27 protein-coding genes and 1 tRNA gene are annotated in these 24759 nt (G+C 65.8%); 12 read left to right on the top strand and 16 right to left on the bottom strand.

Annotated elements, in window-relative coordinates; translation table 11 throughout:
* Positions 1 to 28: 28 nt before the first annotated feature.
* A tRNA-Asp gene (locus tag HPT29_RS09815) sits at positions 29 to 105 on the top strand.
* Between the two features lie 139 nt (positions 106 to 244).
* On the opposite strand, the gene HPT29_RS09820 is transcribed toward HPT29_RS09815, so the two are convergent.
* The gene (locus tag HPT29_RS09820) at positions 245 to 2212 is read right to left on the bottom strand and encodes a PhoX family protein (protein ID WP_173945485.1); all 1968 of its coding nucleotides are present in this window, start codon (positions 2210 to 2212) and stop codon (positions 245 to 247) included.
* Positions 2213 to 2338: 126 nt separating this feature from the next.
* On the opposite strand from HPT29_RS09820, the gene HPT29_RS09825 reads away from it, so the two are divergent.
* Together HPT29_RS09825 and HPT29_RS09830 are read left to right on the top strand one after the other, a co-directional pair.
* Positions 2339 to 2596, top strand: a complete 258-nt coding sequence (locus HPT29_RS09825) for a hypothetical protein (RefSeq protein WP_173945486.1) — start codon at positions 2339 to 2341, stop codon at positions 2594 to 2596.
* 167 nt (positions 2597 to 2763) lie between these two features.
* Positions 2764 to 3195 carry an RNA polymerase sigma factor region1.1 domain-containing protein gene (locus tag HPT29_RS09830; protein WP_173945487.1) on the top strand — a complete coding sequence of 144 codons (432 nt, stop codon included), beginning with the start codon at positions 2764 to 2766 and terminating at the stop codon, positions 3193 to 3195.
* Here HPT29_RS09830 and HPT29_RS28705 read toward each other — a convergent pair.
* A complete protein-coding gene (locus HPT29_RS28705; protein ID WP_349774719.1) occupies positions 3176 to 4207 on the bottom strand; it encodes a YcbK family protein in 1032 nt (343 codons plus the stop codon). The genes HPT29_RS09830 and HPT29_RS28705 overlap by 20 nt on opposite strands.
* Before the next feature lie 306 nt (positions 4208 to 4513).
* Positions 4514 to 5221, bottom strand: coding sequence for a L,D-transpeptidase family protein (locus HPT29_RS09840; RefSeq protein ID WP_173945489.1), 708 nt, complete (start codon positions 5219 to 5221; stop codon positions 4514 to 4516).
* A gap of 146 nt (positions 5222 to 5367) precedes the next feature.
* Here HPT29_RS09840 and HPT29_RS09845 point away from each other — a divergent pair, with 146 nt between their 5' ends.
* Positions 5368 to 5829, top strand: coding sequence for a DUF2726 domain-containing protein (locus HPT29_RS09845; RefSeq protein ID WP_173945490.1), 462 nt, complete (start codon positions 5368 to 5370; stop codon positions 5827 to 5829).
* 4 nt (positions 5830 to 5833) lie between these two features.
* Here HPT29_RS09845 and HPT29_RS09850 read toward each other — a convergent pair whose 3' ends face one another.
* The 4 genes from HPT29_RS09850 to HPT29_RS09865 form a co-directional block, all read right to left on the bottom strand.
* Positions 5834 to 6844: a ribonuclease Z gene (locus tag HPT29_RS09850; protein WP_173945491.1), complete on the bottom strand. Its 1011-nt coding sequence runs from the start codon at positions 6842 to 6844 to the stop codon at positions 5834 to 5836.
* 117 nt (positions 6845 to 6961) lie between these two features.
* Entirely contained in the window at positions 6962 to 7264 is a 303-nt protein-coding gene (locus HPT29_RS09855) for a hypothetical protein (protein ID WP_173945492.1), read from the bottom strand.
* Positions 7265 to 7399: 135 nt separating this feature from the next.
* Entirely contained in the window at positions 7400 to 7780 is a 381-nt protein-coding gene (gene copM, locus HPT29_RS09860) for a CopM family metallochaperone (RefSeq protein ID WP_173945493.1), read from the bottom strand.
* Between the two features lie 92 nt (positions 7781 to 7872).
* Positions 7873 to 8085, bottom strand: a complete 213-nt coding sequence (locus tag HPT29_RS09865; protein WP_173945494.1) for a heavy-metal-associated domain-containing protein — start codon at positions 8083 to 8085, stop codon at positions 7873 to 7875.
* Between HPT29_RS09865 and HPT29_RS09870 the strand changes: the two genes are divergently transcribed.
* From HPT29_RS09870 to HPT29_RS09880, 3 genes are read left to right on the top strand one after another with little or no spacing between them, the layout of a single operon-like run.
* Positions 8084 to 8290: a hypothetical protein gene (locus tag HPT29_RS09870; protein WP_173945495.1), complete on the top strand. Its 207-nt coding sequence runs from the start codon at positions 8084 to 8086 to the stop codon at positions 8288 to 8290. The genes HPT29_RS09865 and HPT29_RS09870 overlap by 2 nt on opposite strands.
* A gap of 1 nt (position 8291) precedes the next feature.
* Positions 8292 to 9182, top strand: coding sequence for an MYG1 family protein (locus HPT29_RS09875; RefSeq protein WP_173945496.1), 891 nt, complete (start codon positions 8292 to 8294; stop codon positions 9180 to 9182).
* A gap of 27 nt (positions 9183 to 9209) precedes the next feature.
* Positions 9210 to 10121, top strand: coding sequence for a histone deacetylase family protein (locus HPT29_RS09880; protein ID WP_173945497.1), 912 nt, complete (start codon positions 9210 to 9212; stop codon positions 10119 to 10121).
* A gap of 5 nt (positions 10122 to 10126) precedes the next feature.
* On the opposite strand, the gene HPT29_RS09885 is transcribed toward HPT29_RS09880, so the two are convergent.
* Positions 10127 to 11050 carry a pseudouridine-5'-phosphate glycosidase gene (locus HPT29_RS09885; RefSeq protein ID WP_173945498.1) on the bottom strand — a complete coding sequence of 308 codons (924 nt, stop codon included), beginning with the start codon at positions 11048 to 11050 and terminating at the stop codon, positions 10127 to 10129.
* Positions 11047 to 11988: a carbohydrate kinase family protein gene (locus HPT29_RS09890; protein ID WP_173945499.1), complete on the bottom strand. Its 942-nt coding sequence runs from the start codon at positions 11986 to 11988 to the stop codon at positions 11047 to 11049. Before HPT29_RS09890 ends, HPT29_RS09885 begins: the two co-directional genes overlap by 4 nt.
* A gap of 201 nt (positions 11989 to 12189) precedes the next feature.
* Between HPT29_RS09890 and HPT29_RS09895 the strand changes: the two genes are divergently transcribed.
* Entirely contained in the window at positions 12190 to 12585 is a 396-nt protein-coding gene (locus HPT29_RS09895; protein ID WP_173945500.1) for a DUF6455 family protein, read from the top strand.
* Between the two features lie 10 nt (positions 12586 to 12595).
* On the opposite strand, the gene HPT29_RS09900 is transcribed toward HPT29_RS09895, so the two are convergent.
* From HPT29_RS09900 to HPT29_RS09910, 3 genes are all read right to left on the bottom strand, one after another.
* Positions 12596 to 13852, bottom strand: a complete 1257-nt coding sequence (locus HPT29_RS09900) for an alpha/beta hydrolase (protein WP_173945502.1) — start codon at positions 13850 to 13852, stop codon at positions 12596 to 12598.
* Positions 13853 to 14894: 1042 nt separating this feature from the next.
* On the bottom strand, positions 14895 to 16052 hold the full coding sequence (locus HPT29_RS09905) for an alginate lyase family protein (RefSeq protein WP_173946526.1): 1158 nt from the start codon (positions 16050 to 16052) through the stop codon (positions 14895 to 14897).
* A gap of 186 nt (positions 16053 to 16238) precedes the next feature.
* Entirely contained in the window at positions 16239 to 17396 is a 1158-nt protein-coding gene (locus HPT29_RS09910; protein ID WP_173946527.1) for a DUF2778 domain-containing protein, read from the bottom strand.
* A gap of 301 nt (positions 17397 to 17697) precedes the next feature.
* Between HPT29_RS09910 and HPT29_RS09915 the strand changes: the two genes are divergently transcribed.
* Entirely contained in the window at positions 17698 to 18318 is a 621-nt protein-coding gene (locus HPT29_RS09915) for a class I SAM-dependent methyltransferase (protein WP_173946528.1), read from the top strand.
* A gap of 41 nt (positions 18319 to 18359) precedes the next feature.
* Here HPT29_RS09915 and HPT29_RS09920 read toward each other — a convergent pair whose 3' ends face one another.
* Positions 18360 to 18512, bottom strand: a complete 153-nt coding sequence (locus tag HPT29_RS09920) for a DUF1127 domain-containing protein (protein ID WP_371823179.1) — start codon at positions 18510 to 18512, stop codon at positions 18360 to 18362.
* 37 nt (positions 18513 to 18549) lie between these two features.
* On the bottom strand, positions 18550 to 18702 hold the full coding sequence (locus tag HPT29_RS09925) for a hypothetical protein (protein ID WP_173946529.1): 153 nt from the start codon (positions 18700 to 18702) through the stop codon (positions 18550 to 18552).
* Between the two features lie 272 nt (positions 18703 to 18974).
* Here HPT29_RS09925 and HPT29_RS09930 point away from each other — a divergent pair, with 272 nt between their 5' ends.
* The gene (locus tag HPT29_RS09930; protein ID WP_173946530.1) at positions 18975 to 19640 is read left to right on the top strand and encodes a class I SAM-dependent methyltransferase; all 666 of its coding nucleotides are present in this window, start codon (positions 18975 to 18977) and stop codon (positions 19638 to 19640) included.
* Between the two features lie 123 nt (positions 19641 to 19763).
* Here HPT29_RS09930 and HPT29_RS09935 read toward each other — a convergent pair whose 3' ends face one another.
* Entirely contained in the window at positions 19764 to 20774 is a 1011-nt protein-coding gene (locus HPT29_RS09935) for a zinc-binding alcohol dehydrogenase family protein (protein WP_173946531.1), read from the bottom strand.
* A gap of 136 nt (positions 20775 to 20910) precedes the next feature.
* Between HPT29_RS09935 and HPT29_RS09940 the strand changes: the two genes are divergently transcribed.
* Complete coding sequence (locus HPT29_RS09940; RefSeq protein ID WP_173946532.1) at positions 20911 to 21687, top strand: hypothetical protein; 777 nt, start codon at positions 20911 to 20913, stop codon at positions 21685 to 21687.
* Positions 21688 to 21898: 211 nt separating this feature from the next.
* Here HPT29_RS09940 and HPT29_RS09945 read toward each other — a convergent pair whose 3' ends face one another.
* Complete coding sequence (locus tag HPT29_RS09945; RefSeq protein WP_173946533.1) at positions 21899 to 22597, bottom strand: GntR family transcriptional regulator; 699 nt, start codon at positions 22595 to 22597, stop codon at positions 21899 to 21901.
* A gap of 169 nt (positions 22598 to 22766) precedes the next feature.
* Between HPT29_RS09945 and HPT29_RS09950 the strand changes: the two genes are divergently transcribed.
* Positions 22767 to 24707 carry an ABC transporter substrate-binding protein gene (locus HPT29_RS09950; RefSeq protein ID WP_173946534.1) on the top strand — a complete coding sequence of 647 codons (1941 nt, stop codon included), beginning with the start codon at positions 22767 to 22769 and terminating at the stop codon, positions 24705 to 24707.
* Positions 24708 to 24759 lie beyond the last annotated feature (52 nt).

Below are 24759 nucleotides of genomic sequence, written 5' to 3' on the forward strand. Positions count from 1 at the left end.
CCTTCGAGCGCGCGATGCGAGGAAATGCGCGGGCGTAGCTCAGTCGGTTAGAGTGCCGGCCTGTCACGCCGGAGGTCGCGGGTTCGAGCCCCGTCGCCCGCGCCACTCTCCTCCCGCTGCCGCGATGGCAGCATCCGCTCCCGACAATCGACGATGATCGCAGGATGGGGCCCGGTGCCCTGAAAGAACAAAGGAGCCGCAATGGGCTCCTTTGCCGTCTCGGTGCTTCGATGTCATGCAGGCTTCAGGCGATCTTGCCGCCGCCCTGCTTGGTGATGACCAGCACGGACGGGCGAGTCGGCAGGTTGTCCTTGAAGTCCGGCCAGCGGGTGATCGGATTCTCGAAGGTCGATGTCGTGCCTTCCTCCGCCTCTCCCGGGTGCTGGACCGCGAGGAACAGCGACTCGTCGTTCGGCGTGAAGAAGGGGCCGCACAACTCACCGCCGACCGGCACCCGGAAGAAATGCTTCGAGGTGCCGCGCTTCTCGCCTTCCGTCTCGATCGCCCAGAGGCCGTCGGCACGGCCGGTTGCCCTGGCGTTGTTGCCGTCGGTGGACACCCAGAGGCGGCCCTGGCTGTCGATGGCGCAGTTGTCCGGCATGCCGAACCAGCCGTTCTTGGTGGTCTCCGACGAGAAGGTCGCACCGACCGAAGCGACGGACGGGTCGCCGCATTTCACCAGCACCTCCCAGGTGAAGGCGGTTGCGGCGTGGTTCCCGCCTTCCGGCATCATCTCGACGATATGGCCGAACGCGTTGTTGGCGCGCGGGTTGGCAGCGTCGACCTGATCGTCCTTGCGGCGGGTGTTGTTCGTCAGCATCACGTAGACGCGGTTGGTCTGGGGGTTTGCCTCGATGTCCTCCGGGCGGTCCATTTTGGTCGCGCCGAGAAGATCGGCCGCGCGGCGGGTCTCGATCAGCACATCCGCCTGGCTCCTGAAGCCGTTGGCCTCCGTCAACGGACCCTGACCGTGGATCAGAGGCAGCCAGGAACCCTTGCCGTCCGGGTCGTACTTGGCGACGTAGAGCGTGCCTTCGTCGAGCAGGCCGAGATTGGCCGCCCGGTTCCCGGGGTCTACCTTTCCGGCCGTCACGAACTTGTAGACATAGTCGAAGCGCTCGTCATCGCCGAGATAGATCACGTAGCGGCCGTCCCCGTTGGTGATGCCGGCGGCGCCCTCGTGCTTGGTGCGGCCAAGGGCGGTGCGCTTCTTAGGTACGAAGCTCGGGTCGAAGGGATCGATCTCGACCACCCAGCCGAAGCGGTTCGCCTCCTGAGGCTCCTTGGTCAGGTCGAAGCGGTCGTAGTGCTTGCCCCACGCGTAGGCGGGCGTGCCGATGCCGTAGCGCTTGTAGTTCTTCGCCTCGACGTGATCGTCCGCGAGCTTGCCCCAGAAATAGCCGTTGAAGTTTTCTTCGCAGCTGAGCCAGGTACCCCAGGGGGTCACCCCGCCCGCGCAATTGTTGATCATGCCGTTCACCTTGCGGCCGCTGGCGTCGGACGAGGTCTTCATGCGATCGTGTCCGGCCGCCGGGCCGGTGATCTCCATGGGGGTCGTAGCCGTGATGCGGCGGTTATATCGGGAATCCTTGACCACGTGCCAGCGACCGTCGACGCGGCGGATCTCGACGACCGCGCCGCCATGGGCGGCCATTTCGACATCGACCAGATCCTTGGTCATCTTGGAGAAATTGGCATCTTTCGTGTCCTGGATGCCGACGCCCGGGAACATCAATTCCTCGTTCGTGTATTCATGGTTGGCCACGAGCAGGCCATGGTCGGCCGAGCCGTCGAGCGGGATGAACCCGATGAAGTCGGTGTTGTACCCGAACTGGCGGGCCTGCTTCTCGGCCGTCTGGTTCATGGGATCGAACTCGGGTGCATCGGCGAAGATCGGATCGCCCCAGCGCAGCAGCACCTGGGCGTCGTAACCCTCGGCGACGTGGTGGGTCTGATCAACCCCAGCCTCGATTTCCTTGAAGTCGAAGGAGGCGGCCATGCTTTTCCTGGCAGGCTGCTCGTTGGCCGCGAGAGCCCGGGTGCCGACCGTCGCCGAGATGGCGGCAACCGCGAGGGAGCCCCGCAGTAGATCACGCCGGTTGAACCGCGTGGCGATGATCTCGCCCATGGTGAGATTTTCCGTCGGATTGATTCCGACATCGCCTGAGTCTTCCAGTTCGCTCGAGCGAATGCGGCCCTTGTGCTCGTCCATATCGGTTTCTCCATTTCTTCGGGGACGACAAGCGCCTTAGAACGGTTCTATGTAAGCTTGGTGACAGTGGAGCCGGAACGAGGATGTCCACGGGACAGCCTGCACCGGATCATGTATGGTTGGACCATGAGCAACGATATCTCCGAGCTTCGCGTACAGTTGTCCGATCAGTGGCAGAAGGTCGCCATCGACTTAATCCGCAAGGGAATCCCGGCCGACATGGTCTTCGAGTCCCTGCTAACGGTCGGGCTCGCCGGCCATGTGGAGCTCCAGGGCAAGGACCAGACCGCCAGCAAGCTTGTCGCCATTGCCGAGCAGTTGTCGGAACAGGTCAGGCGGGAGAAGGAGGCGTTGCAGGAGGCCTCGGGCGCGACGAAGAACTAGCCACCCGTCGCAGCACATTCGACTTACGGCTAAAGCGCCATTAAATTCGCACTTCGGGCGTTTTCCAGGTGCAACATCTGGAGTTATTGTTGCGTTAGCTCGGCGAAGTCCCCGAAGCGGCCCCGAGCTGCTTCTCCGACCAACAGATACAATAGGGTCGTGCCCTCATGCAGCCGGCGCTCGACAGCACCACCTTAGACCGTTTGATCGCCCTCGGACGCGAGCAGGGACATCTCACGAACCAGGATCTTGAGGACAACCTTCCAATCGCCTCGATGAGCGCCGAGGAGATTGCCCTCATCGTGGTGCATCTGGAAGAGACCGGCGTTCCGGTCGAGCTGGACGACAGTCTCGCATCGCCGAATCCCAAGCCCAGCCCGGCACCTGTCAAAAGCGCCGAGATCATTCCGTTCCCGGATCGCGCCGCCGCAGCCAAGATGAAGCGTCGGAATGCGCCTCTTCAGAAGGCCGGTCCAACGCCGTCTGAAGCTACCAAAACGGCACGGCCGAGTGGGCGGGCTGCGCACTGGGCCGTCGCCATCTCGGGGCTCTTGGTCCTGGTGCTCCTAGTCGGCCTCGTCATGATGCTGGGCGTCTGATCTCGCCACCCGTCACAAGTTCAGCCTGAGCCTGCCCGCCGACGACCGGAAGCGGTTTGACCGCGGGTCCGCTGAAGCGCGTGACGCTGAGGTCATGCCGCGTGTCCGACGTGAAGCCGAGATCGAGGAACGCCGTTCTCGGATCGAAGAGGGACTTGGCCGCCGCGGTCTCATCGTACCCGATGATGGCTTCAAGCTCGGGAGCGATCCTTGAGTTTGCTGGTGAGACGGTCGCCTCAGCAGCGTCCGTTGCGGCCTCCGCCAAAGCAACGGCCGCCAGTTTGATCTCTGGCGGGCGCTGCGGCGGCAGGGGAACCGCCAGAGTGATTTCCCTGACGCTTTCCGGATCGGCCGACGCCACCATCGTCGATGGACCCGGGGCCTGTGTCTCAGGCTGCGACGCCGGCGCGGCGTTCTTGCGGCCGAAAAGGTTGGCGAAGAGATTGCCGATGGAAGGACCGCTGCCGGCAGAGGCCTGGGTGGCGAGAGCCGCATTGCGCTGCAGGATCTCGGCTTTCGCCAGCTCGTAACCGGGAAGCGGCTTGCCGTTCGAGGGAAGGTGCAGGGTCTTCCCGTCAGGGAAAAGCTGTACCAGCTGCTGCTGCGTCATGCGCGGCCAGGCCCGGACGTTGCCGGTGTCCACGTGAACGAAGGCTGAGGACGAATAATAGCCCACGCCGCCGTATTGCATCTTCATCGCGATGGCGCGCAGGCGGGCCGTGTCCACGTCGGGCAGTCGGATGTCCATCGCCTTGCCGAGCATGTGCTGGCTGTGCTCGGCGACCCCGCTCGACCGCCGACGCAGGGCGCCGTTGGTCTCCGGCGACCGGTAGGCGGAGATGATGTTGATGGGCTGCGACGAGCCGGATTCCCGGTACACTTCCCAAATGATGTCGAACAGGCGCGGGTCCATCTGCGCGGGCTTCTCAACCCGCCAGTCGCGGAGGAACCAGTTGAGCTGCTGCAGGGCGCCCGAGTCGTAATCCCCATTCCGGCGGAAGGTGACCGTCAAGCTTTCGCGCGTGTGCGTATGAAAGAAGGTGAGGGTGCGGGTCTCTCCGAACGCGGCAGCGTCCTGAATGCGGGCCGTCGCCAGGAGGAGGAAGGAGGCAGCTCCCAGGAGGCCGACAGCCAGACAGGATAGGCTCTTCCTGCCAGGCAGGCAGCTCCGTTCGGAGGCAGGGGCTGACCTGCATCCGCCAACCGATCGATCGGATCGGGCGAGTATTCGCGCCATGGTTCGTTGGTTCCCGCGTCCCTTGAAGCGACGTGTGGTCGTTAACCATGGCAAAAATAGGCGCGAACCGTGCCTTTTTGCTTAATCGGGCAGGGCCGCCGTCTGATTCCGCTTCGGGCGACCCGATGGCGACGACAGGACGACCACCTTCGTGCCCACTGGGGTGTGGTTGTAAAGGTCGATCACATCCTGGTTGATCATGCGGATGCACCCCGATGAAACATTCGTGCCGATCGTCCAGGGCTCGAAGGTCCCGTGGATGCGGTAGAGCGTATCCTTGTTGCCCTGCCAGAGGTACAGCGCGCGGGCGCCGAGCGGGTTGCCGGGGCCGCCTGGCATGCCGGGACCGCCGGGCAGTTCGCCCATCTGCTCCATCAGTTCGGGTTGCCGCCCGAACATCTCCTTCGGCGGATACCAGTCCGGCCATTCCTGCTTGTCCTTGATGACGGCGGATCCGGACCAGCTGAACCCCGATCGACCGACGCCGACCCCGTAGCGCACCGCCATGCCGTCGCGCATGACGAGGTAAAGGTAGCGCGAACGCGGGTCGACCACGATGGTCCCGGGCGCCTCGGCGGTCTGGTACTCGACGACACGCCGCAGGTAGGCTGGGTTGATCCTCGACAGCTCGATGCCCGGAACCGGGTAAAGGTCATCGACGGGAGCGTACATGCGCTGGTAGGCGGACATGTCCCGCATCGACTGGGCGAAGCTCGGGTGGCTCGGCAGCCCGGTGCCGACGGCTGCGGCTGAGGCTCCAAGCAGGAAGGTTCGGCGGCTGAGGTCCATTGTGCTCTCCCCGGCGGACTTAACTCGACAATAAGAAGACGCAGGACCATCCGTCTCGGTTTCATGCTAGCTGCTATGCTTCACAGGCACGATGAAGCATGGCCGTTCACATTCGAGCGAGCCGAGGGCAGGGGCAGTCTATTGTGATGATCGAAAACCTCCCGTGGTCGTGGCTCGCAGGCGTAGGCCTGCTGGGCGTCCTGTTCGTTCTGGTCCTTCTCTGGACCCGCAAGCCGCGCTATCGGCGTGCTGCGATCATGACGGACAACGAGCGCGAGTTTTATCAGCGTCTTCTGGCCGCTTGCCCCGAGTGCCAGATCTGGCCGCAGGTTCCGATCCTGGCGCTCGTCCGGCCAGACGCCAAGGAAGGCAGCCGAGCCTTCTGGATCGCCTTCAAGCGCATTTCGAACACCCGCGTCGACTGGGTCGTCGTTCGGGACCTTGAGGTCGTGGCGGTCGTCGAGCTCGACGATCGCTCCCATGATGCCCGCAAGGATGCGCAGCGCGACAAGGTCCTGAGATCCTGCGGCTACCGCGTGGTCCGGTTCAGCTCGAGCCGCAGGCCCGATCCCAGACAGATCCACGCGGCGGTTTTCCGGCCCGATTAGAGGTTCAGGCCGGCATCGCGCTCGCGCCGAGCGTACCGAAGCTCTCGAACACCTCCTGGGGCAGGAGGCCCGGCTCCGACAGGTAGCGGGCCGAATGGTGAAACGGCGTGACGGATCTGACCTCCGCTTCCCGGGCGATCGATCCGGCTTCCTGGGCGGTCAGGTGGAGAGATGCGAGGGCCAGGGATCGATCACGCTCCAGGAAGACCGCTTCGATGAAGAGTTGATCGGCCCGACGGGCGAGCTGAACGATTTTCGCGCGGTTCTCGGGATGAGGCGCCGCGTCGGTGACGTAGGCGACGGCCTGGCCCGGCGCGACGCGCAAGGCCTGACCCTTCAGGTCCGCAAGGCGAATGCTTCCTCGACCCGGAACGGCAACGGGATGATCGTCCGGCATGCCGAGACGGACCGCCCGCTTGGCTTCGTTGAGCCAGGGTCCTGGCGGGAGATCAAGTTCGTTCAGGACGCCTCGCCACACATTCACCTGGAGGACCTCCCTCAGGGCGAAGGCGAGGGACGGGATCCCGTGATCGAGAGCGACGGCCTCGATCCTGAACTCGCCCTCCATCCAGGCGATACCCTCTAGGAAAAGCGGTGGCTCGACCTCCCGCCGGGCGAAGGCCTCACGAGCTTGGAACTCTGCCGCGCGACCCAGGCGTCGGCCGTCGTAGTCCATGGCGCTGAGGCGGAAATCGACCGAGTTCTCATCCAGAAGGTTCCAGGTGAACCCGCGGATCCGATGTTCGACCTGCGCGGCGAAGCCCGGCGGTCCGATGAGGATCAGTGGTTGCGGACGATGAAGGCAGAGCCGGAACAGCCGATCGAACCCGGCCATATGGTCCACGTGCGTGTGAGAGACGAAGACGTGGCTCACGCGCAGCAGTTCACGGGAGGAGAGGGCGCTGACATCGCCGAGATCGAAGAGAATCGCCCGGCGGCCGTAACGAAAATCCAGGTAGACGCCCGGGTCGCCGAACGGATCGTTCACGAGGCGGGGTTGTACAAGCCAGCTCATCCGGTGCCAACGGGCCCGATCCGGGCATGTTCCGCGGCGAAAGGCCGGGCCCGCATGGAGCGGACCCGGCCCGGGATGATCACGAAGCGGCAGCGCCCGACAGCCGGACGGAACGGGTCAGGCCTCGTCCTCCACTTCGTCGGGATCGGTCACATCGACCAGGAACATGATGTAAGGACCTTCCTCCTCGTCATCGTCATCCTCGTCGTCATCGAAATCCGCGTTCTCGAACTCGGTCTTTTCCTCGTCGGTCGCCGGCCGGACGTTCAGGGTCGCGAAGCCGTCCCACAGGGGAGCGCCCTCGCTTTCAAGGACCTTGAGATCTTCCTTGAAGTCTTCGCTCATGAGGAGATCGCGGGCCTCGTCCTCTTCGGCATTGGTAATGGCGACAGGCTTGTCGCTAATCGTCAGCGTGAACATGATTCGTCCTTTCCATTCGCCCGCAAGGGATACCCACTAACGCACGACCCCGCACGTTCGTGGCAGGGATATGCACATGAAGCGACATGAAGATGACCGGGTGGAGGCCCGGTCCATCGACGGCACGGAGCGGGCCTACCGAACTCCCTTCTTCTTCAGCCAGGCTTCCATTTCGGCGATCTCTCGCTCCTGTTCCCGGATGACGTCGGTCGCCCATTTCCGGATTTGCTCGTCCTTGGCGTGCTGAAGCGCCACCTTTGCCATGTCGATGGCGCCCTGGTGGTGGGGAATCATGCCGCGCACGAAATCCACATCCGGGTCGCCGCTGAACAGGATGTCCATGTTCCGGTGCATCGTCTCGTTCGCTTGGCGGTAGCCCTGTGTGGAAGGGGCCTCCACGGCCTGCGCTGGTGATGTCGCGGAATGCCCCGTGTGGCCTCCGTGCGCGCTCTGCGCCCGGCTGGCCGCAGGCAGGGCGATCAAGAGTGCGGCCAGGACAAGAGAATGGGTTTTCATCGTTGGTGCTCGCGAAAAGGAAACGCGTTGAGTGGGTAAAGCTCCGGGACTGGGCACGCGGATGCCCGGGATTCTCTGCGATCGCTTTGCCGTCAGGCATCCTGCTGCGAAAGAGCCCGGGCCGCGTAGCCGGCGCTGTGCAGGGCCACCAGGATCGCGGATTCGTCGCGGCTCGTGGCGACGGCGATGACGCGGCTTTCCAGGTCGCCCTCGACCTGGGCTTGCGGATCGAGCGTTTGAAGAGCCTGCCGAAGGCTTCTCAGACAGCCGCCGCAATGGATGTCCGGCACGTGGAAATGATGCATGATCGGGATCCTTTCTCAAGATCCCGACACTCTTGGACCTTTCCACGATGGCAAGGTCAAGCCGCCATCGAGCGGTTATTCAGGCTATCCTCCCGTCAGCATAAAGGATGTGATTGCAGCAGCTTATCTTCTTCGAGTAGCTCTGTTATCGCGGATCGAGATGCAGAACTGGTCAGGAGCAGCCGACGGTGGTCGGCACGAGTAAAATGAAGGTTGTCACCCACAGCGGCACATTCCATGCCGACGATGTCTTCGCCTTCTCGATTTTGCGGGAAGCCCTGGGGACTTTCGATTTCACCCGGACCCGTGACACGGCCTTGATCGACGCCGCGGACCTCGTCTTCGACGTCGGCGGCGTTTACGACATCGCCCGCGGACGCTACGATCACCACATGCGGGATCTCCCGCGCCGGCCCGATGGTACTCCCTACAGCTCGGTGGGCCTGATCTGGCGCGATTTCGGGCGCAACGCCCTGCCGAATCTGGCTCCGGGGATCGATGAGGATCTGCTGGACGTGGTCTGGCAGGACATCGATAACGGCTTCGTTCTGGCCATCGACCAGGCAGACAACGGCGTCGCGTCGGTCAGTCAGGGGCATCTGTCGCTTCTGATCGAAGCCTTCAATCCCACCTGGGCTGGCGATCAGTCCTATGACGATGCGTTCCTCGAGGCGGCCGATTTCGCCAGAGGGATCCTGTTCCGGGCCTGCCGGCAGGCCCACGCGGAAGCTCAGGCGCAGTCCTCCGTGCTCTCCGCCGCCCGGAAGGCGCAGGACCCGCGGATCATCGTTCTCAATCGCAAGCTGCCCTGGGAGAAGGCGGTCTTCGAGGGCGGGCTGCGTGACCTCCTCTTCATCATCTACCCGAATGAGGACACCACATCCTGGTATTGCCGGACCGTTCCGCCGGAGCCCAATTCCTTCGGCCAGAGACTGTCCCTGCCGGAGGCGTGGCGGGGCTTGCAGGAAGAGGAATTTTCCCGGATCGCCGGGATCGCCGATGGCGTCTTCTGCCATCCTGGCGGGTTCATCTGCGGAGCGCGTTCGCAGGAATCCGCCGTCATGCTGGCCGAGAAGGCGATAGCGGCCGGCCAATAGACGGACTTCGACCGGAAAGGGTGGGACATGAAGCAGGTGCCGATCGTTTCTCATCCCGCCTACCAGGCTGCCCTGCCGGACGGTCATCGCTTTCCCATGCGAAAATACGGGCGCCTCGCCGAGGTGGTCGCCGACATGGGGCTCGCATCGAACGGCTTCGTCGAACCGGAGGAAGCGCCGGCCGACCTGATCGCCCTGGCGCATGATCGCGCCTATGTGGATCAGATCCTGGCCTGTTCCGTTCCCCGCGAGATCGAGCGGAGGATCGGCCTTCCCGTGAGTGAGAGCGTGGTGCGCCGTGCCCGTTCATCGGCCGGCGGGACCTTGCTCGCCGCGAGACTGGCGCTTCAGCACGGGCTTTCAGGGACGACGGCCGGCGGCAGCCACCATGGGCAGCGGGAGACGGGGGCCGGCTTCTGCGTCTTCAACGATGTCGCCATCGCGGCGAAGGCGCTCCATGCCGAGGGCGCGATCCACAACGCGCTCGTCGTCGATCTCGACGTACATCAGGGCGACGGCACTGCCGATTGCCTGCGCGACGAACCGGATCTCTTCACCTTCTCGATGCATGCGGAGAAGAACTATCCCGTGCGCAAGATTCCCAGCGACCTCGATATCGGGCTGCCCGATGCCCTGGAGGACGAGGCCTATCTGGCGGCTCTTCACGCCCATCTGCCGCGCCTGCTCGATGCCATCGAGCCGGATCTCGTGTTCTTCAACGCGGGAGTCGACCCGCACCGGGACGACAAGCTCGGGCGGCTCTGCCTTTCCGACGATGGCCTGCGCCGGCGCGACGCCTATGTGATCGAGCAGGCCCGCAGCCGCCGGATCCCGCTCGTCGCGGTGATCGGCGGAGGCTATTCGGCCGATATCGACGCGCTCGCCCGTCGGCACGCCATCGTGTTCGAGGCGATGGCGGCCTGGAACGAAACGGAGTAGGGCGGTCAGCGCGTCAGGGCTGCGGCAAGCTGCGCGGCCAGTGCCGCGTTGTTCTTCACCAGCGCGATGTTCGTGGCGAGACTTCGGCCGCCCGTCACCTCGAACAGGTGAGACAGGAGGAACGGCGTCACGGCCTTGCCGGTCACGCCCCGCGCCTTCGCTTCGGCGACGGCCGCGTCGATGAAGGTCTTCATCGCGCCTGCCGGGATTTCATCGGCATCCGGAACGGGGTTGGCCACGAGCACGCCGCCTTCGATACCAAGCGCCTCCTTGGTGCGAATGAGGTCCGCCAGGGCGTCGGGCGAATCGACCCGTAGGGGAACAGGCAGGTCGCTGGCCCGGCTCCAGAAGGCCGGGAAGCGGTCCGTCCGGTAGCCGACCACGGGCACGCCGCGGGTCTCGAGATATTCGAGGGTCCGTGGCAGATCGAGAATGGCCTTCGCACCGGCGCAGATCACCGCCACGGGGGTCCGGGCCAGCTCGTCCAGATCGGCCGAGATGTCCATGGTGTCCTCGACGCCCTGATGAACCCCGCCGATGCCGCCGGTCGCGAAGACCCGGATGCCAGCGAGCCTTGCGCAGATCATGGTCGCGGCCACCGTGGTGGCTCCCTGCCGTCCGGACGAGACGGCATAGGGAAGATCGGCGCGGCTCAACTTCATCACGTCCCTGGCCGTGCCGAGCCAGTCGAGCTCCGCGTCCGACAGCCCGACCTTGATGCGCCCATTGATGATCGCGATGGTGGCCGGGACGGCGCCGTTGTCGCGCACGACCGCCTCCACGTCGCGGGCCGTGGCCACGTTCTGAGGATGGGGCATGCCATGGGTGATGATGGTGGATTCGAGCGCGACGACCGGTCCGCCCGCAGCCAGGGTGGCCTGGACCTCGGGAGCGATGTCGAGAAAGCGCTTGGCGGTGTCATTCGTCATGAGGGCTCCCGTTCCACAACCGAACCGGCTCTAAGGGACAATGTGGATTCCAGCAAGGCGAGCGACAGATCCGGCCGGACGCTCACCGGGCTTTCGACGGTCAAGGCCGCGGCGACGGCGCCGAGCTGCGCCGCTTGGTCTAACGGCATGTCCTTCAGCATGGCCACGAGCGTGGCGGCGATCAGCGCGTCTCCCGCTCCCGTGGCGTCGACGATCCTAGCCTTGAGCGCGGCGACCTTCCGGATCCCGAAGGAATCCGCCGCGACGAGGCCCTTGTCCCCGAGGGTCAGGACGACCTGTTCCGCTCCCCGGGCGAGCAGGGCTTCCGCCGCGGCTTCCGGCGCCACCTCAGGGCGGTTGAGATAGACCCGCGCCTCGTCGAGATTGAGGAAGACCATGCCGACGCCGTTCAGGTCCGGCGGCAGGCGCATCACCTTCGGGGTCGAGACGGCATCGAGAGCGAGCATGAGGGCTCTTTGCCGCGCAAGGCCGATGAGGTCGTTCAGGGTCTCGGCCGGCAGGTTGCAGTCGGCGAAGATCCAGCCCGATCCGAGTTGGGGCTCGATCGCGCGCAGCAGGGCCGGGGAGATCGTGTCGAAGACCGCCATATGGGCAAGCCCGACGGCCAGTTCTCCGTCGGGCTGCAGCACGGCCACGTATTCGGCGGTCGCGTGTGATTCCGAGACGGTCACGTGCCCGGTGTCGATGTCGAGGCGCTTCAGGTCCTCGATCAGAGCATGGCCGTTGGCGTCATCGCCCACGATCGACACCAGCGAGACCTGGGTTCCCAGCCTGGCGATGTTCTCGGCGACGTTGCGCGCGACGCCGCCGAACGAGCGCTCCGCCACGACGGGGTTCGACGTGCCGGGGCGGATGGTGGCCAAGGCGCGGTACTTGCGGTCCACGGCCGCTCCGCCGATGCAGACGACCCTGCTCATTCCCGGCTCCATGGCGTCGATTCACCCTCTTGCTGCACGGACGGTATGCCGAAAGGGCGTCCGGGCCGCAATGGGACCGGTGCTTCCTTGCGCCTCCAAGCCGCACGTCCAAGCCGCACTTCGCAATGGCCCGGGCGAATTGCGCTCGATCAATGCCGGGGCGGGCCGATCCGATAGGCTTCGGTCAGCATGGAGGCGATCATGGATCCGGGAGCGGCGATCAAGCGATGGCGGGAGACCTGGAGGCAGCGGCATGAACTCGAGTCCCTCGATCGGGACCAGAGGGACGCGCTGGCTCGCGACATCGGGGTTTCGGCCGACATGCTGCCGCTCCTGGCCGCACGCGATCCCGGGGCGGCGGAGGAGCTGCCGCGTCTCATGGAGGCTCTGTCGCTCGATCCCGACCGGATCAGGCGCATCCACTCGGCCTTGATGCGCGACATGAGCCTGACCTGCTCGGGATGCACGGCGGCGGTCCGGTGCCGGCAGGATCTCGAACACGAGCGAGCGCCCGCCCATTATGCCGCGTACTGCCCCAATGCCGGAACCCTGTTGGACCTGCAGGAGGAGGCCGCGCCCGAATCGGCGCGCCCCTGACCCGATATCCTCAAGGAGTGAGCGTTCCCGAGACCGCCTGGCCGAGCCCCTCCACGTGACCCTGGAAATTCTCGCGCGTTCGCGGGTCGACGACCGCCACTGGGGCCGAGACCGCGAGGCCTGCGGCGGTGCCCACGGCAGCCGCGGCGCCCGCCGTGACCTGGATGATCCGGTCGCCGACGCCGACGCGGGAATCCGTCAGGGTCTGGCCTTCGGCCAACTCGCGCCCGATGATGCGAACGACCTCCGGGCTTTCGGCGAACTTCGAGTGATTCAGGGGATCGCCGGTCCTGAGCTTCGACAGGTTCAGGACCGTGATGCCTGACGTCTCGAGCTCGCTGCGATAGGGCTCCTGATCCGGATCGATCGCCCCGAGCCGCACCGCATCGCCCCAGAGGCGGCGGGAGACCGCCAGGGCCCGGTCGTCCTGGGAGACGAACAGGGTGAAGTTCGGGCGGGACCGGCCCATGTCCACGACGGCCTCGCGGAACAGGTCGACATCCACGTCCGGCGCGGCCAGCAGCACGTTGCGGATCTTAGGGGCGACGCGCCCATCGCGGATCGCCATCTGGCGCAGAGCCTCGAGGGTGACCCAGTTGCCCATGGAATGCGCCAGGATCGAGATCTCGCCGACCGCCGGATCGCTGGCCAATGTCCTCAGGGTGGTCTCGAGGGCGTTGCGGGAATAGGTGTTGCTCTCGCGGTCGTAGCCATAGGCCAGGATGCTGCCGCGGGACGGCCAGGTGAACAGCACGGGCACGACGGGGGTTCCGGCATCGTGCACGATCTGGGCGAAGCGGAAGACCGCGTCGTCGAAGCGGTTGTTGAAGCCGTGGATGAACACCAGCACGCGCCGCTGCGGCACGGTGCGAACGGTGCGGTGAAACCAGGTGGTCGCCTGTTTCCGGTCGATCACATCGGCCTTGAGGGTCACGAAATCGGTTGCGGGGTTGCCGGGGTTCCGCTGCGGCCATTGCACCTCGCCCGGCGTGCGGTTGGCCGCCGGCGGGATGGAGACCGTGAACTCGGCGAAGGACAGTTCGGGACCGCGGCCGCCGGAATAGAATTCCTGCGGGTCGCTGGCCCGCATCCGCGTGGTGGCGACCAGCATGTCCACCGTGCTCGCGCCGGGCACCGTCGCGGCCACGGGCAGGAGGGCGCCCTTGTTGCTGGCGCAACCGCTCAGGCCGAGGGCGACCGCCAGAGCCACAAGGTGGCGGGCGCAGGAGGCGAGAGCGCGCGGATACGCCCTCCGCACGCCCGTCATGGGCGACACGCCATCCGGGTGAGCCGGATCGGCCCCGCATGCGGGGCCGCCGTCCAGGGCCGAGGCCATGACGCAGTCATCGTGTCCCGATCGTCGCATTCGGCCCGCATTCCCCGCTTGTTCCGCCTGACCCTATCTTCATCAGGTCGGCCTGCTTGTCGAGCACAGAAACGGCAGGTGTCGACCAAGCGGATCCTTGGGCCCGCCTTGATCCTTTCTCCGTCATCGCCGGGTTTGTCCCGGCGATCTCGATTGTCTGAGGTGCGGCGCTCTTCCGGATCGGGATGGCCGGCACAAGGCCGGCCATGACGTGAGAGGATCTCAGGACGGCTGCGGCGATGCTGATGTCAAAGAGCCAGCACCAGCGGGCCCGCAGCTTGCGCTGCGAGCCTGCAGGATGATCGAGGGTGGCGCGAGTGGCGGCCCGGCTCGATGCTATGGGTGGGATGGAAGAGCAGGACCGCCCCTCGCGCACGGTTCTTTTCAGGCGGACCAGCTGGGCAGAACCCAAGGTCGGCCTCCTGCGCGCCCAGGTTTGCGAAGCCTGTCGCAGGACCGTGCCGGTTCCCTCCGCTGCGAACGCCTCGAGCGCGCCCCTCGTCGGAACCGATCTGAGTAATGATATAGCTCAGGTTAGGAGGATTGTCAAGAACAAAGGTGGAACATCATCGCACCCACACCTGTCCACCACTCCCACGTCATCACCGGCCCTGTGCCGGTGATCCCGACCCGTAAGGCACACTGCTCTTCCGCATCGGGATGGCCGGGACAAGCCCGGCCATGACGTGAGGGTGTCAGGACGGACGGAAGGTGGCGAGGAAGAGCGCCGCGCCTCGCCTCGCCGCAGCGGGATGGCCGGGACAAGCCCGGCCATGACACGGGAGGAGGGGGGCGCGACAGGCAGAGGGTGTCAGGACGGACGGAGGGTGTCGGGACGAGGGGAGGGTACCATTACGGGCCGAGGGTGGCGGGACGGCCGCGGGAAGACGGGAGAGGAGTGCCGGCCCGGAGGTGCGGGATCAACCTGCGCTCAGAACCCCGCTCAATCCTCGTCGTGGAACAGCAGCGTCGTGTTGCCGCCGATGCCGCTGGACGCGACGGGGCGTTTCGCGCTCAGGATCGCCGCGGCCTTCGGGGAGGGATGCCGGTTCTCGTGGATCTCGAGCCACGCGATGCGATGCGGTGGCACGGTGCCGTCCCCGGAATAGGGCTCCTGCGGGGTGCCCGTGGCCTTCTCGAAGAAGGCCGGATCGTCCAGCGACTCCACCACGCGGTTGACGAGGCGCGACAGGGCGCCGCCATGCTCCGCGTAGAGATCGACGCCCTGGCTGTGCGCGAGCTCCGCGGTGGCGACCAGCGGCTCGACGGCGAAGACATGGTAGTCCCGGGCGCGCTTGCCGCGGTTGATCTCGAGCGGGAGCGTGCCGTCGGGCGTGACCTGCGCGAGGCCGATCCGGGAGCTGTCGAGGCCCCACTCGGTCAGCCGCCTGTCGCCGCTGGCGATCCCGGCGGCCGTGGCGCTCAGGCCCGCCCAGTACCGGTGATTGTTCCGGCCCGAAACGCCCTTGCCCACGTCCTTCGCGTCGGCGATCTGCCGGCCCAGCGCCTTGAGCCAGCCTTCGACGCGCTTCTTCTGCTCGTCGTCGAGGCCGGGCGCGTTGCGGATCTGCAGATAGGCCAGCGCAAAGCCGGCGAGCGCTTGGCCCAGATTGAAATGCGCCTGCCGGGAGCGCAGGTCGGTCATGGCCTTCGCCGAAGCCCAGTGATCGAGCCAGGTGAGCGCGCAGGCCGCGGCGGCCGTGTTCTTCGGGGTGGATTTCACATAGGCGTTGGCGATCCGCGCCAAAGTCTTGCCGTAGGCGCGCAGGGGCTCGACGGCCTCGGAATAGGCCTCCTCGGCCTCCTCGTCGATGGTCGCGCGCCGGGCGTCGTCCTGCCGGTATTTGCTCTGGGTATCGAGGGTGATCACCGGTGCGTCCGGCGCGTCGCATTCGTATTTCGGCTTGGCCTGCACGGCGTCCTTCGCGGGTGCCGGAACGAGATAGCCGGCGCCCTGCGCGTGCGACGGTGCAATGCTCGAGAGCACTCCAAGAAGAGCCGCGACGGCGAGCACGGGTCGAAGCACATGACGCGACACAGCCCATTCCATCATCATTCGCAAACCCCCGTCGCGCCGTCCCCGGTCGGCGGGGGCGATCATGAACTAGGTGCAGGACCGCGCAATGCCAGACGGCCGAACCTTCGGAGGTAGACGATCCATTGGGGGTAGGGTGGGCCGATCCCGGCGGGTCATGGAGGGAGCAGCAGCGCCATCGACACCCTTCCCGCGTCATGGCCGGCTTTGTGCCGGCCATACAATGCGATGACAGACCGACGATGGTCGTCGTCAAATCGCCCGGTCGGAGCGCCGGGCCGTGCGGCTCCTGGCGGCGAGAGGAGGCACGAGATCCTGCCCGCGCCCGGCGGTGACGATCAGCCGCTTCACCTCGCCGCGCAGGTAGGCCTGCAGGAAGCGGTCGTAATTCCTGAAGGACACGCAGCCGTTCGAGTCGCCGCGCGGACCGAGCATATAGGTATGGGCGAGAATGCCGTCGCGGCCGTAGATGGCGGCGCTGCCGCCGACCGGCGTGAGGCGAAGCGCGCGCACCCCGTGGAACAGCGCCTCGCGTTCGGTGACCATGTAGGTGCCCGGCGGCGTCGCGCCCCTCATCCGCACGTTCACGTGGCGCGGATTGTCCATCATGTCACCAAGGCCGGAATGGGCCTCCAGCCTTTCGCCGTTGGGCATGATCACCACCTGGGCGCTGATGTCGTAGACGGCGGTGCCGCCGCCGGTCTCGGGTGCGGGAACGAAGCGCGATGTCGGCGCGATGCTGCCGGTGCCGTTGTCGAGGGACGCGTAGCTGAGCGCATCCGCCGGCGGGGAGGCGGGCTTGATGCCGAAGAATTTCTCAATGAAGGAGCGGGTGTCGGCGGGTGCGGCGGCCGATGCGCTGGCGGCGATCGCGGCCCGTTGCGTCATCGGGGCGCGAACCGGCGCGTTCGCCATCTGGGTGGCCGCCGCGGGCCTGGCGGGGAACAGGTCGGCCGGGCGCGGCACGGGCAACGGCACGGGTGCGGACGGAGGGACCGGCGCGGGCTGAACGGCTTCCGCCACATCCTGGACCGGTGCCGGCTGGGCGGGCCCCGCCGGCGGCGGGGGAGCGACCGGCGCAAGGCTTGCCTGGCGCTGCACGGGCGCTGCGAACTCAGCCGGCAGCGGCGTGTTGCGGGCGAAGCGATGCGCCTCGGTGGTGATCAAAGGCGTCGGGCTGACCAGCGCCGGATCGAGGTTCGCCACGGCCGCCACCCGAGCCGTGTCAGGGGCGGCGACGCTGCTCACGGGTCCGACCGCCGGCGCATCGCTCTGGCGGGCGAAATCGACGAAGTAGGCGAGAGGGCTCATCGAGATCGCCACAAGAGCCGCCGTCGGAAGGAGATTGCGCCGCTTTCTGCGCGGGCTGCGGGGGGCGCGGCCGCCCGACGGATAGGAGGTGTGCAACATGGCGAACTCTACGCAACAACTCGATTGCGCATGATCGGCGTCGAGCCCGGGATGGCGGCGAAACGGATGCCGGACGGGTCGGGGCGTTCATGCGTGAAGCAATATCTTCACGAGCCTGATTAGACGACGGCTTGGTTAAATTAGGGATAACCGGGCGCGCTTCTGTCGACGGAGTGTGGCGCCCTTCTGCTCAATTCGCGGCTGCGAGACGGCGTGCGCTGGCTCACAGATCCCCCTGTGCGCGCGGGGTATGGATAGGACAAGCGGCGCTTTTCCATTTTTTCGAACAGGAGACCTCGAAATGGGGTTCTATGCACGTCACATCGGCCCGCGCTTCGTCAGCTGCCTGTGCGGGATGGAGGGCATCACGGCCGAGCGCGAGAAGGTCGTTCCGCAGGCCTCGGGCGTCGTGCTGGAGATCGGGATCGGTCCGGGGCTGAACCTGCCGCTCTACGACCCGGCCCGCGTGATCCGCGTGATCGGGGTCGATCCCATGGCGGAGTTCCTGAACCTGGGCCGCGAGCGCCGCCGCCATTCACCGGTTCCCCTCGAGGTCATCCGGGCCCCGGCCGAGGCGCTGCCGCTCGCGGACGGCATCATCGATACGGCGGTGATCACCTATACTCTGTGCTCGGTGGAGGATCCAGCCCAGGCACTGCGCGAGGTGCGGCGCGTTCTGAAGCCCGATGGCCGCGTGCTGTTTCTGGAGCACGGCCTCTCGAGCGATGCCGGCGTGGCGACCTGGCAGCACCGGCTCAATCCGATCTGGCGCCGGCTGGCGGTCGGCTGCAACCTGACCCGTCCCGTCCAGCAGCTTCTCGACGAGGCCGGATTCACGATCCGCCGCATCGAGCACTATTACCTCGACGGCGCACCGCGGCCGGTCGGCTTCCTCTGCCAGGGCGTCGCGCAGGCCGCCTAGGCGCAGCCCCGCGCCAGGGACCAGGGTCCCCGAGGCGGAGACTAGCGGGAAGCCTGGCGGGCGACGACGCGGATGTCGCGGCGACCGAGGCCGAGATCCGCCAGTTCGCGGTCGTTGAGCGCTTCGAGTTCGCGGAAGGTCTGGCGGTAGCGGCGCCAGGAGGCGAGGCGGGCGAGGATCATGGACGTGATCATGGATGTATCTCCGTAAGGGGTGTTCCGGCTCTCCGGATTACCAGTCGAGCCCGGGGTGACGACGAGCCGCCTCGCGCTGCATCTGGCGGGCCTCCGACAGGATGCTGCGGAAGAGGCGAAGGAAGCTGACGATGATCATCATGGTCTCCTGAGCGAGGGGCCTGGTCGGCCGGGCGGTGGGTCGAGCCACGAAGCCGTGTCTCATACTTTGGTATAGGTAATATGGATGTTTTTGTGCGCCGCAAAAGACCGATTATCGGCATGATCGATATGCACTGTTCGCATGCTATAATGGTAAACGCTTTCTTGCTATGCGCCATGCGCCCGTTCTGAAGGCAGACTGCCTCGGTGTTGAGCAGCGGGGTGCAACCGTCTCGTCCGGTCTTCCTGAACCTTGTCGGGAGGAACGCTGTTGTTCCTGCAGGGCAGGATGCCCACCATCCATGAGGAGCGAGGCCTGGAATGACGCAGATCCGCGAGGCGCTGGTGAACCGGATGTGGCGCGGTCAGGATCCGTTCCGGAACTTTCCGGCCCGGCTGTACCGGCAGGACCAGCAGGGCTGGGGCTCGCAGCACCCCTACCTGACCGACGCGATCGAGACGCTGCGGCCGTCGGTGGTGGTCGAGGTGGGGGTCTGGAAGGGCGGTTCGGTCATCTCGCTCGCCTCGACCATGAAGGCGCTGGAGCTCGACGGGGTCGTGATCGCGGTCGATACCTGGCTCGGCGCCTGGGATCACTGGAACAACGACGAGTGGTTCGCACACCTGAACTTCATCAACGGCTATCCGGCGCTCTACCACACCTTCGCGGCCAACATCGTCGGGGAAGGCCTGCAGGATTACGTGCTGCCCCTGCCGCTCGACTCGGTGAATGCCGTGCATGTGCTGAAGCACAACGACGTCCGGCCGGACGTGGTCCACATCGATGGCGGCCATGACGAGCACGCGGTCACGTCGGACCTGCGCGAATGGTGGCCGATGATCCGGCCCGGCGGCGTGCTCATCGGCGACGATTATCCGCACTGGCCCGGCGTCAAGCAGGCGTTCGACGAGTTCTTCGCCCCCAAGGGCAAGGTCCCGTTCGAGTTCGATCCGCCTAAGTGCCGGATCTTCAAGGACCCGGCCTGATCTCCTGCGACCGGCTAAAGCATCGGACCCAAAAGTGGACTTGCACTTTTGGGTCCGATGCTTCTTTCTGAATGAGCGGATCATCGGGCGCGGACAGCCGGATCCACTTTTCCGCACGATGCGCTAGATCTCGACCAGCGCCTTGATGACCCCGGCTTCGGGAGCCGACCACAGGGGAATGAGCCCCGGCGCGTCGTCGAGGCCGCCGCGGTGGCTCGCCAGCGCGGCCGTCGGCACGCCGCCGCCGAGCATGACGTCCAGCACGGTCTCGAAATCCTGCCGCGTGGCATTGCGGCTGCCGAGCAGCGACGTCTCGCGCTTGTGGAATTCCGGGTCGTTGAACGTGATGTCGGCGCGCACGATCGACAGCAGCACGTAGGTGCCCCCGTGGCCGACATAGGAGAAGCCCTTCATCATCGCGTTCGGGTTCCCGGTCGCGTCGATGACGACATCGAAGAAGTCGCCGTCGGTGATCGCCTTGAGGCGGTCGCCTACATCGGGCGACACCTCCACCACGTGGTCGACGCCGAGCTCGTCGCGGCAGAAGGCGAGCCGCAGGGCATTCATGTCGAGCACCGAAATCTCGGCCCCGCGGGCCTTCGCGAAGATCGCCGCCGCGATTCCGATCGGGCCGGCCCCCACCACGGCGACGCGGCTTCCGGGGCCCGCTCCCGAACGCCGCACGCCGTGAGCGCCGATCGCCAGGAATTCGACCATGGCGGCCTCGTCCAGGCCGAGGCCCGTCACCGGCACCACGTTGCGCTCCGGCACGGCGATGTACTCGCAGGCACCGCCGTCGCGATGCACGCCGAGCACCTGCAGGTGCTGGCAGCAATTGGTCTTGCCCTGGCGGCACGCGCGGCACGTGCCGCAATACAGGTAGGGCTCGATGCAGACGATGTCGCCGGTCTTGAACGCGCTGCCGCTCGGTGCCTCGGCGATCTCGCCCGCAAGCTCGTGGCCGATCACCCGCGGGTATTCGAGGTAGGGCTGGTTGCCCTGGACGATGTGATAATCGGTTCCGCAGATCCCGACCCGCCGGATGCGCACCAGCACCTCGCCTGGGCCTGCGCTCGGGACATCCCGCTGGATCACGCTCAGGCGTCCGGGCTCGTCGCAGCGTAGGGCTTTCATTGGCGTCTCTCCCAGCGGGTCTCTTGCTCGTATTGCGTGAGCTTATGGCGGGAGCGGCAAAGCGCAATGCCCATATTCACCTCGACGCGTCTTGCCGCTACAGACGGGTGGCGATTCACACGAGACGGCCATCCGCATGTCGACCTGGCGAGACGAGAAGAACCAGAAGGCGAGGGCGCGACTCGAGAAGCGCCTCTCGGCGCTCTTTCCCGCCTGCGTCCTGTCACACGCGCTGCGGCAGCCGCTGATTCCGCCGACCCAGCGCCGCGCCGTGGAATCCTACTGGCGCCATCGCCCGCTCCTGGCCGACCGGCTCGCCCGGGCGCTCGCGGCCCGGAGCGGCCAGCCGGCCGGTTGGCAATGGCGTCTCGGCTCCGACAAGGACACCGGGCTGCCGCTGTCCTTCCGCGCGCCGCCGGCGCCGTATCGGGAAGCAGCCTTCGCCCGGGGACCGGGGCATTGCTGCGTGTGCGGGCAGCCGGTCTACCGGCTGGGCTGGCATCGCGACCTCTGGGATGACGGCAAGCCGAACCGCAACGCCACCTGGCACGCCGCCTGCGTGGTCGCCTGGCAGTTCTGGACGTCGCCGCCCGATCACCTCCGGATCCTCAAGCTGCGCCAGCAGCGGCGCTGCGCGACGAGCGGACGCCGCCTGCTCAAGACCGCCGAGGTCGATCACCGGGTTCCGCTCTTCGCCATCTGGTCCGAGCATCGCTCGACGCCGTGGCCGGCGCTGCTCTCCTTCTGGGGGGCGCCCAACCTGCAGGTGATCAACCGGGCGGCGCATGTGGAGAAGAACGCCGAGGAGGCCGCGGGCCGGGCCAGGCGGCGGATTTCCGAGCTTGAACCCACCCTGGAAGAAGAGTTCGCCGCGCCCCTTGCGGATGGCGATCCGATCCCCATATCAGGCTGACCCAGCGGACATTGTTGTGGACTTCGACAGCGGCGGGCGTCACCGCCAGCGTCGATGGGACCGTGCCAGGACGGATGTACTCCGGCATGGTCCGTTCCTGCGCTTGCCTGACGATGCAGGCGCCCGTCTGGACCCCATTAGCCCAGGCCCGTAGTGCGCGAGGCGGAGATGCGAAGGCATCCTGCCCGTTCGCCCCGGAGCCTGGGCTTTTTCATGTCGGCGTGGACAGGCGGGCGAGGCGCATGCGTTCCATGATGTGACGGCCGGACCCGCCCACGTGCCGGGCGATCACCTGGGCGGCGCCTTCGGCATCCTGCGCCTTGATGCAGGCAATCAGCTCGCGATGCTCGTCGAGAACGTTCGATTGGCGGCTGAGCGACGTGGGAAAGCGCCGGCTGATCGCCCAGAGGATCTGCCGGTGGCGCACCCACAGGTCGACCGCATGGCGGTTGTAGTGCCGGTCGTACATGAGCTGGTGGAATTGGAGGTCGAGATTGGAGTGCTTCATCTCGTCGCCGAAGTTCAGCGCCTCGATCTCCGCCTGAATGCGCTCCAGCTCCTCGATCTCGGCCTTCGTGACGATCCCGACGAACCAGCGGGTCAGGGCCGGCTCGATGAGGACCTCGATCTCGCAGATGTCCCGCACGAAATCCTCGTCGATGGGCCGTACGCGTGCGCCGCGGTTCGGCGTCATGATGACGAAGCCTTCCCCGCGCAGCTGCTGCAGGGCCTCCCTGACGGGGTTGGTCGACGTACCCATGCGGGTCGCCAGCTCGGACACCTTGAGGCGCTCGTTCGGCTTGACGCGCCCATGGATGATGTCGTCCCGCAGGCGGTCGTAGACCGAAGACCCGGACTCCTCGTCGTCACGCTCAGGGGCGGCTTGTCGGATGCTGGCGATCGTTCTCATGGCCATGTTTCTTTATTCGCATTTCCTGGCTCTGCCAAGGACGAAACATCATAAACGATACATTCGCATTGACAAATAATGTACGATTTGAAAGCCTCCCGGTACGGCAGCTCCAAGGCGGCCGTTCGGGAGGAAACCGGCGGAAAGCCGGCCAAGAGGAGAAAACGCGATGGGCTATCCGCACAAGCTGCCCGGCCTCGTCATGTCGACGGGTCTGCTGGGCGCCATGCTTTTGGGCGCGCTGTCCCCGGCCGGGGCGGCGGATTACAAGCAGGCTCCCATGCTCGACGAGCAGGTCAAGGCAGGAAAGCTGCCCGACGTCGCGAGCCGCCTTCCCGAACATCCTTATGTGGAAACCATGGTCGAGGGCGTCGGCAAGTACGGCGGCACCCTGCGTACCACGATCCTCGCCAACGGCGACCAGTACAACCTGACCCGCACCATCGCCAACGAGCTGCTCGTGCGCTGGGATCCGCAATGGAAGAAGGTCATGCCGTCGCTCGCCGAGGAGTTCAAGGCCTCCGACGATGCGACCACCTACACGTTCAAGCTCCGCAAGGGCCTGAAGTGGAGCGACGGGAAGCCCTTCACGACCGACGACATCATGTTCTGGTACGAAGACGTGTTCATGAACAACGCGTTGTCGCCCGCCAAGAACCCGACCTTCACGGTGGCCGGCAAGCCCGTGAAGGTGACCAAGATCGACGACCTGACGGTGGAGTTCAAGTTCGAGTCGCCCTACGGGCTCTTCCTGCAGCAGCTCGCCTACGGCCAGGGCCATCTGCCCGTCATCTATCCCAAGCACTACCTCAGCCAGTTCCACGAGAAGTACAACAAGGAAGGCATCCCGGCGCTGCTGAAGGCCAATCCGGCGGCCGGAGACTGGGTGGCGCTGTTCAATTCCAAGGTTTCGCTGACCTTCCAGCCGCCCTATTGGCAGAACCTCGCGCTGCCCACTCTCAATCCCTGGGTGCTGACGGTTCCCTACGCGGACAGCGAGCGCGTGGTCGCGACCCGCAACCCCTATTACTGGAAGGTCGATACGGCCGGTAACCAGCTCCCCTACATCGACGGCATCACCTGGGCGAAGCTCGACGACCCGCAGCTCATGGCGCTCAAGATGACCTCGGGCGAGTTCGATTTCGCATTCCGCCACATCAACAACTCCACCTTCAAGTCTGTGCTCTTCGACGGCCAGAAGACCGGCAACTACCATTTCGTGGACGTGAAGGACCTGCCGGCGAACGACGCGGTCCTCCTGCTCAACCTGAACTCGACCGATCCGGTCAAGCGCAAGATCTTCCAGAACAAGGATTTCCGCATCGCGCTCAGCCATGCCATCAACCGGCAGGAGATCATCGATCTCGTCTATGTGGGGCAGGGCGCTCCGGCCCAGGTGGCCGTTCAGCCAGAGCACGAGCTCTTCAACGAGCGCGAGGCGAAGCAGTACACCGAGTACGATCCCAAGCGCGCCGCCGAGATCCTCGACAAGGTCATGCCGAAGAAGGACGCCGAAGGCTTCCGCCTCGATGAAACGGGCAAGCGCTTCACCATCAACTTTATGGTCGCGGACGTGTTCGGCCTGTCCTACCCGGACGTGATGCAGATGGTGCAGCAATATGCCAAGGACGTCGGCGTTGACATCCAGCTGCGTACCACCGACCGCGCACGCCTCAACACCATGTGGTCGGCGAACGAGCAGGACGCCTATATCTGGAACTGCGTCGGCGGCCTCTCCGAGGTCTACACGGACCCGCGCTGCTACATGCCGTTCCAGAAGGCCGACATCTTCTTCGCCATGAAGTGGAGCGAGTGGTATTCGAACCACGCCACAGGCGAGGAGCCGCCGGAATCGATCAAGGCCCTGATGGCCGCCTATGACAAGGTGAACGCCGCCGTCACGGACGACGACCGCCGCCAGAAGATGAAGGAGTTCCTCAATCTGTCGGCCGACAACTTCCTCAACATCGGCATCTCGCGGCCCATGCCGAAATACATGATGACGTCGAACAACCTGAAGAACGTCGTCAACGGCATTCCGATCACCGGCAACCTCTGGCACCCGGCTCCGACGCTGACCCAGTGGTATTTCGACAAGCCGGCCAAGTAAGGCGCCGTCCGGTTCCGGCGGCAGGTTCGCTGCCGCCGGAACCCTCTTCGAT

This window comes from Microvirga terrae (genome assembly GCF_013307435.2).
Classification (GTDB): Bacteria; Pseudomonadota; Alphaproteobacteria; order Rhizobiales; family Beijerinckiaceae; genus Microvirga; species Microvirga terrae.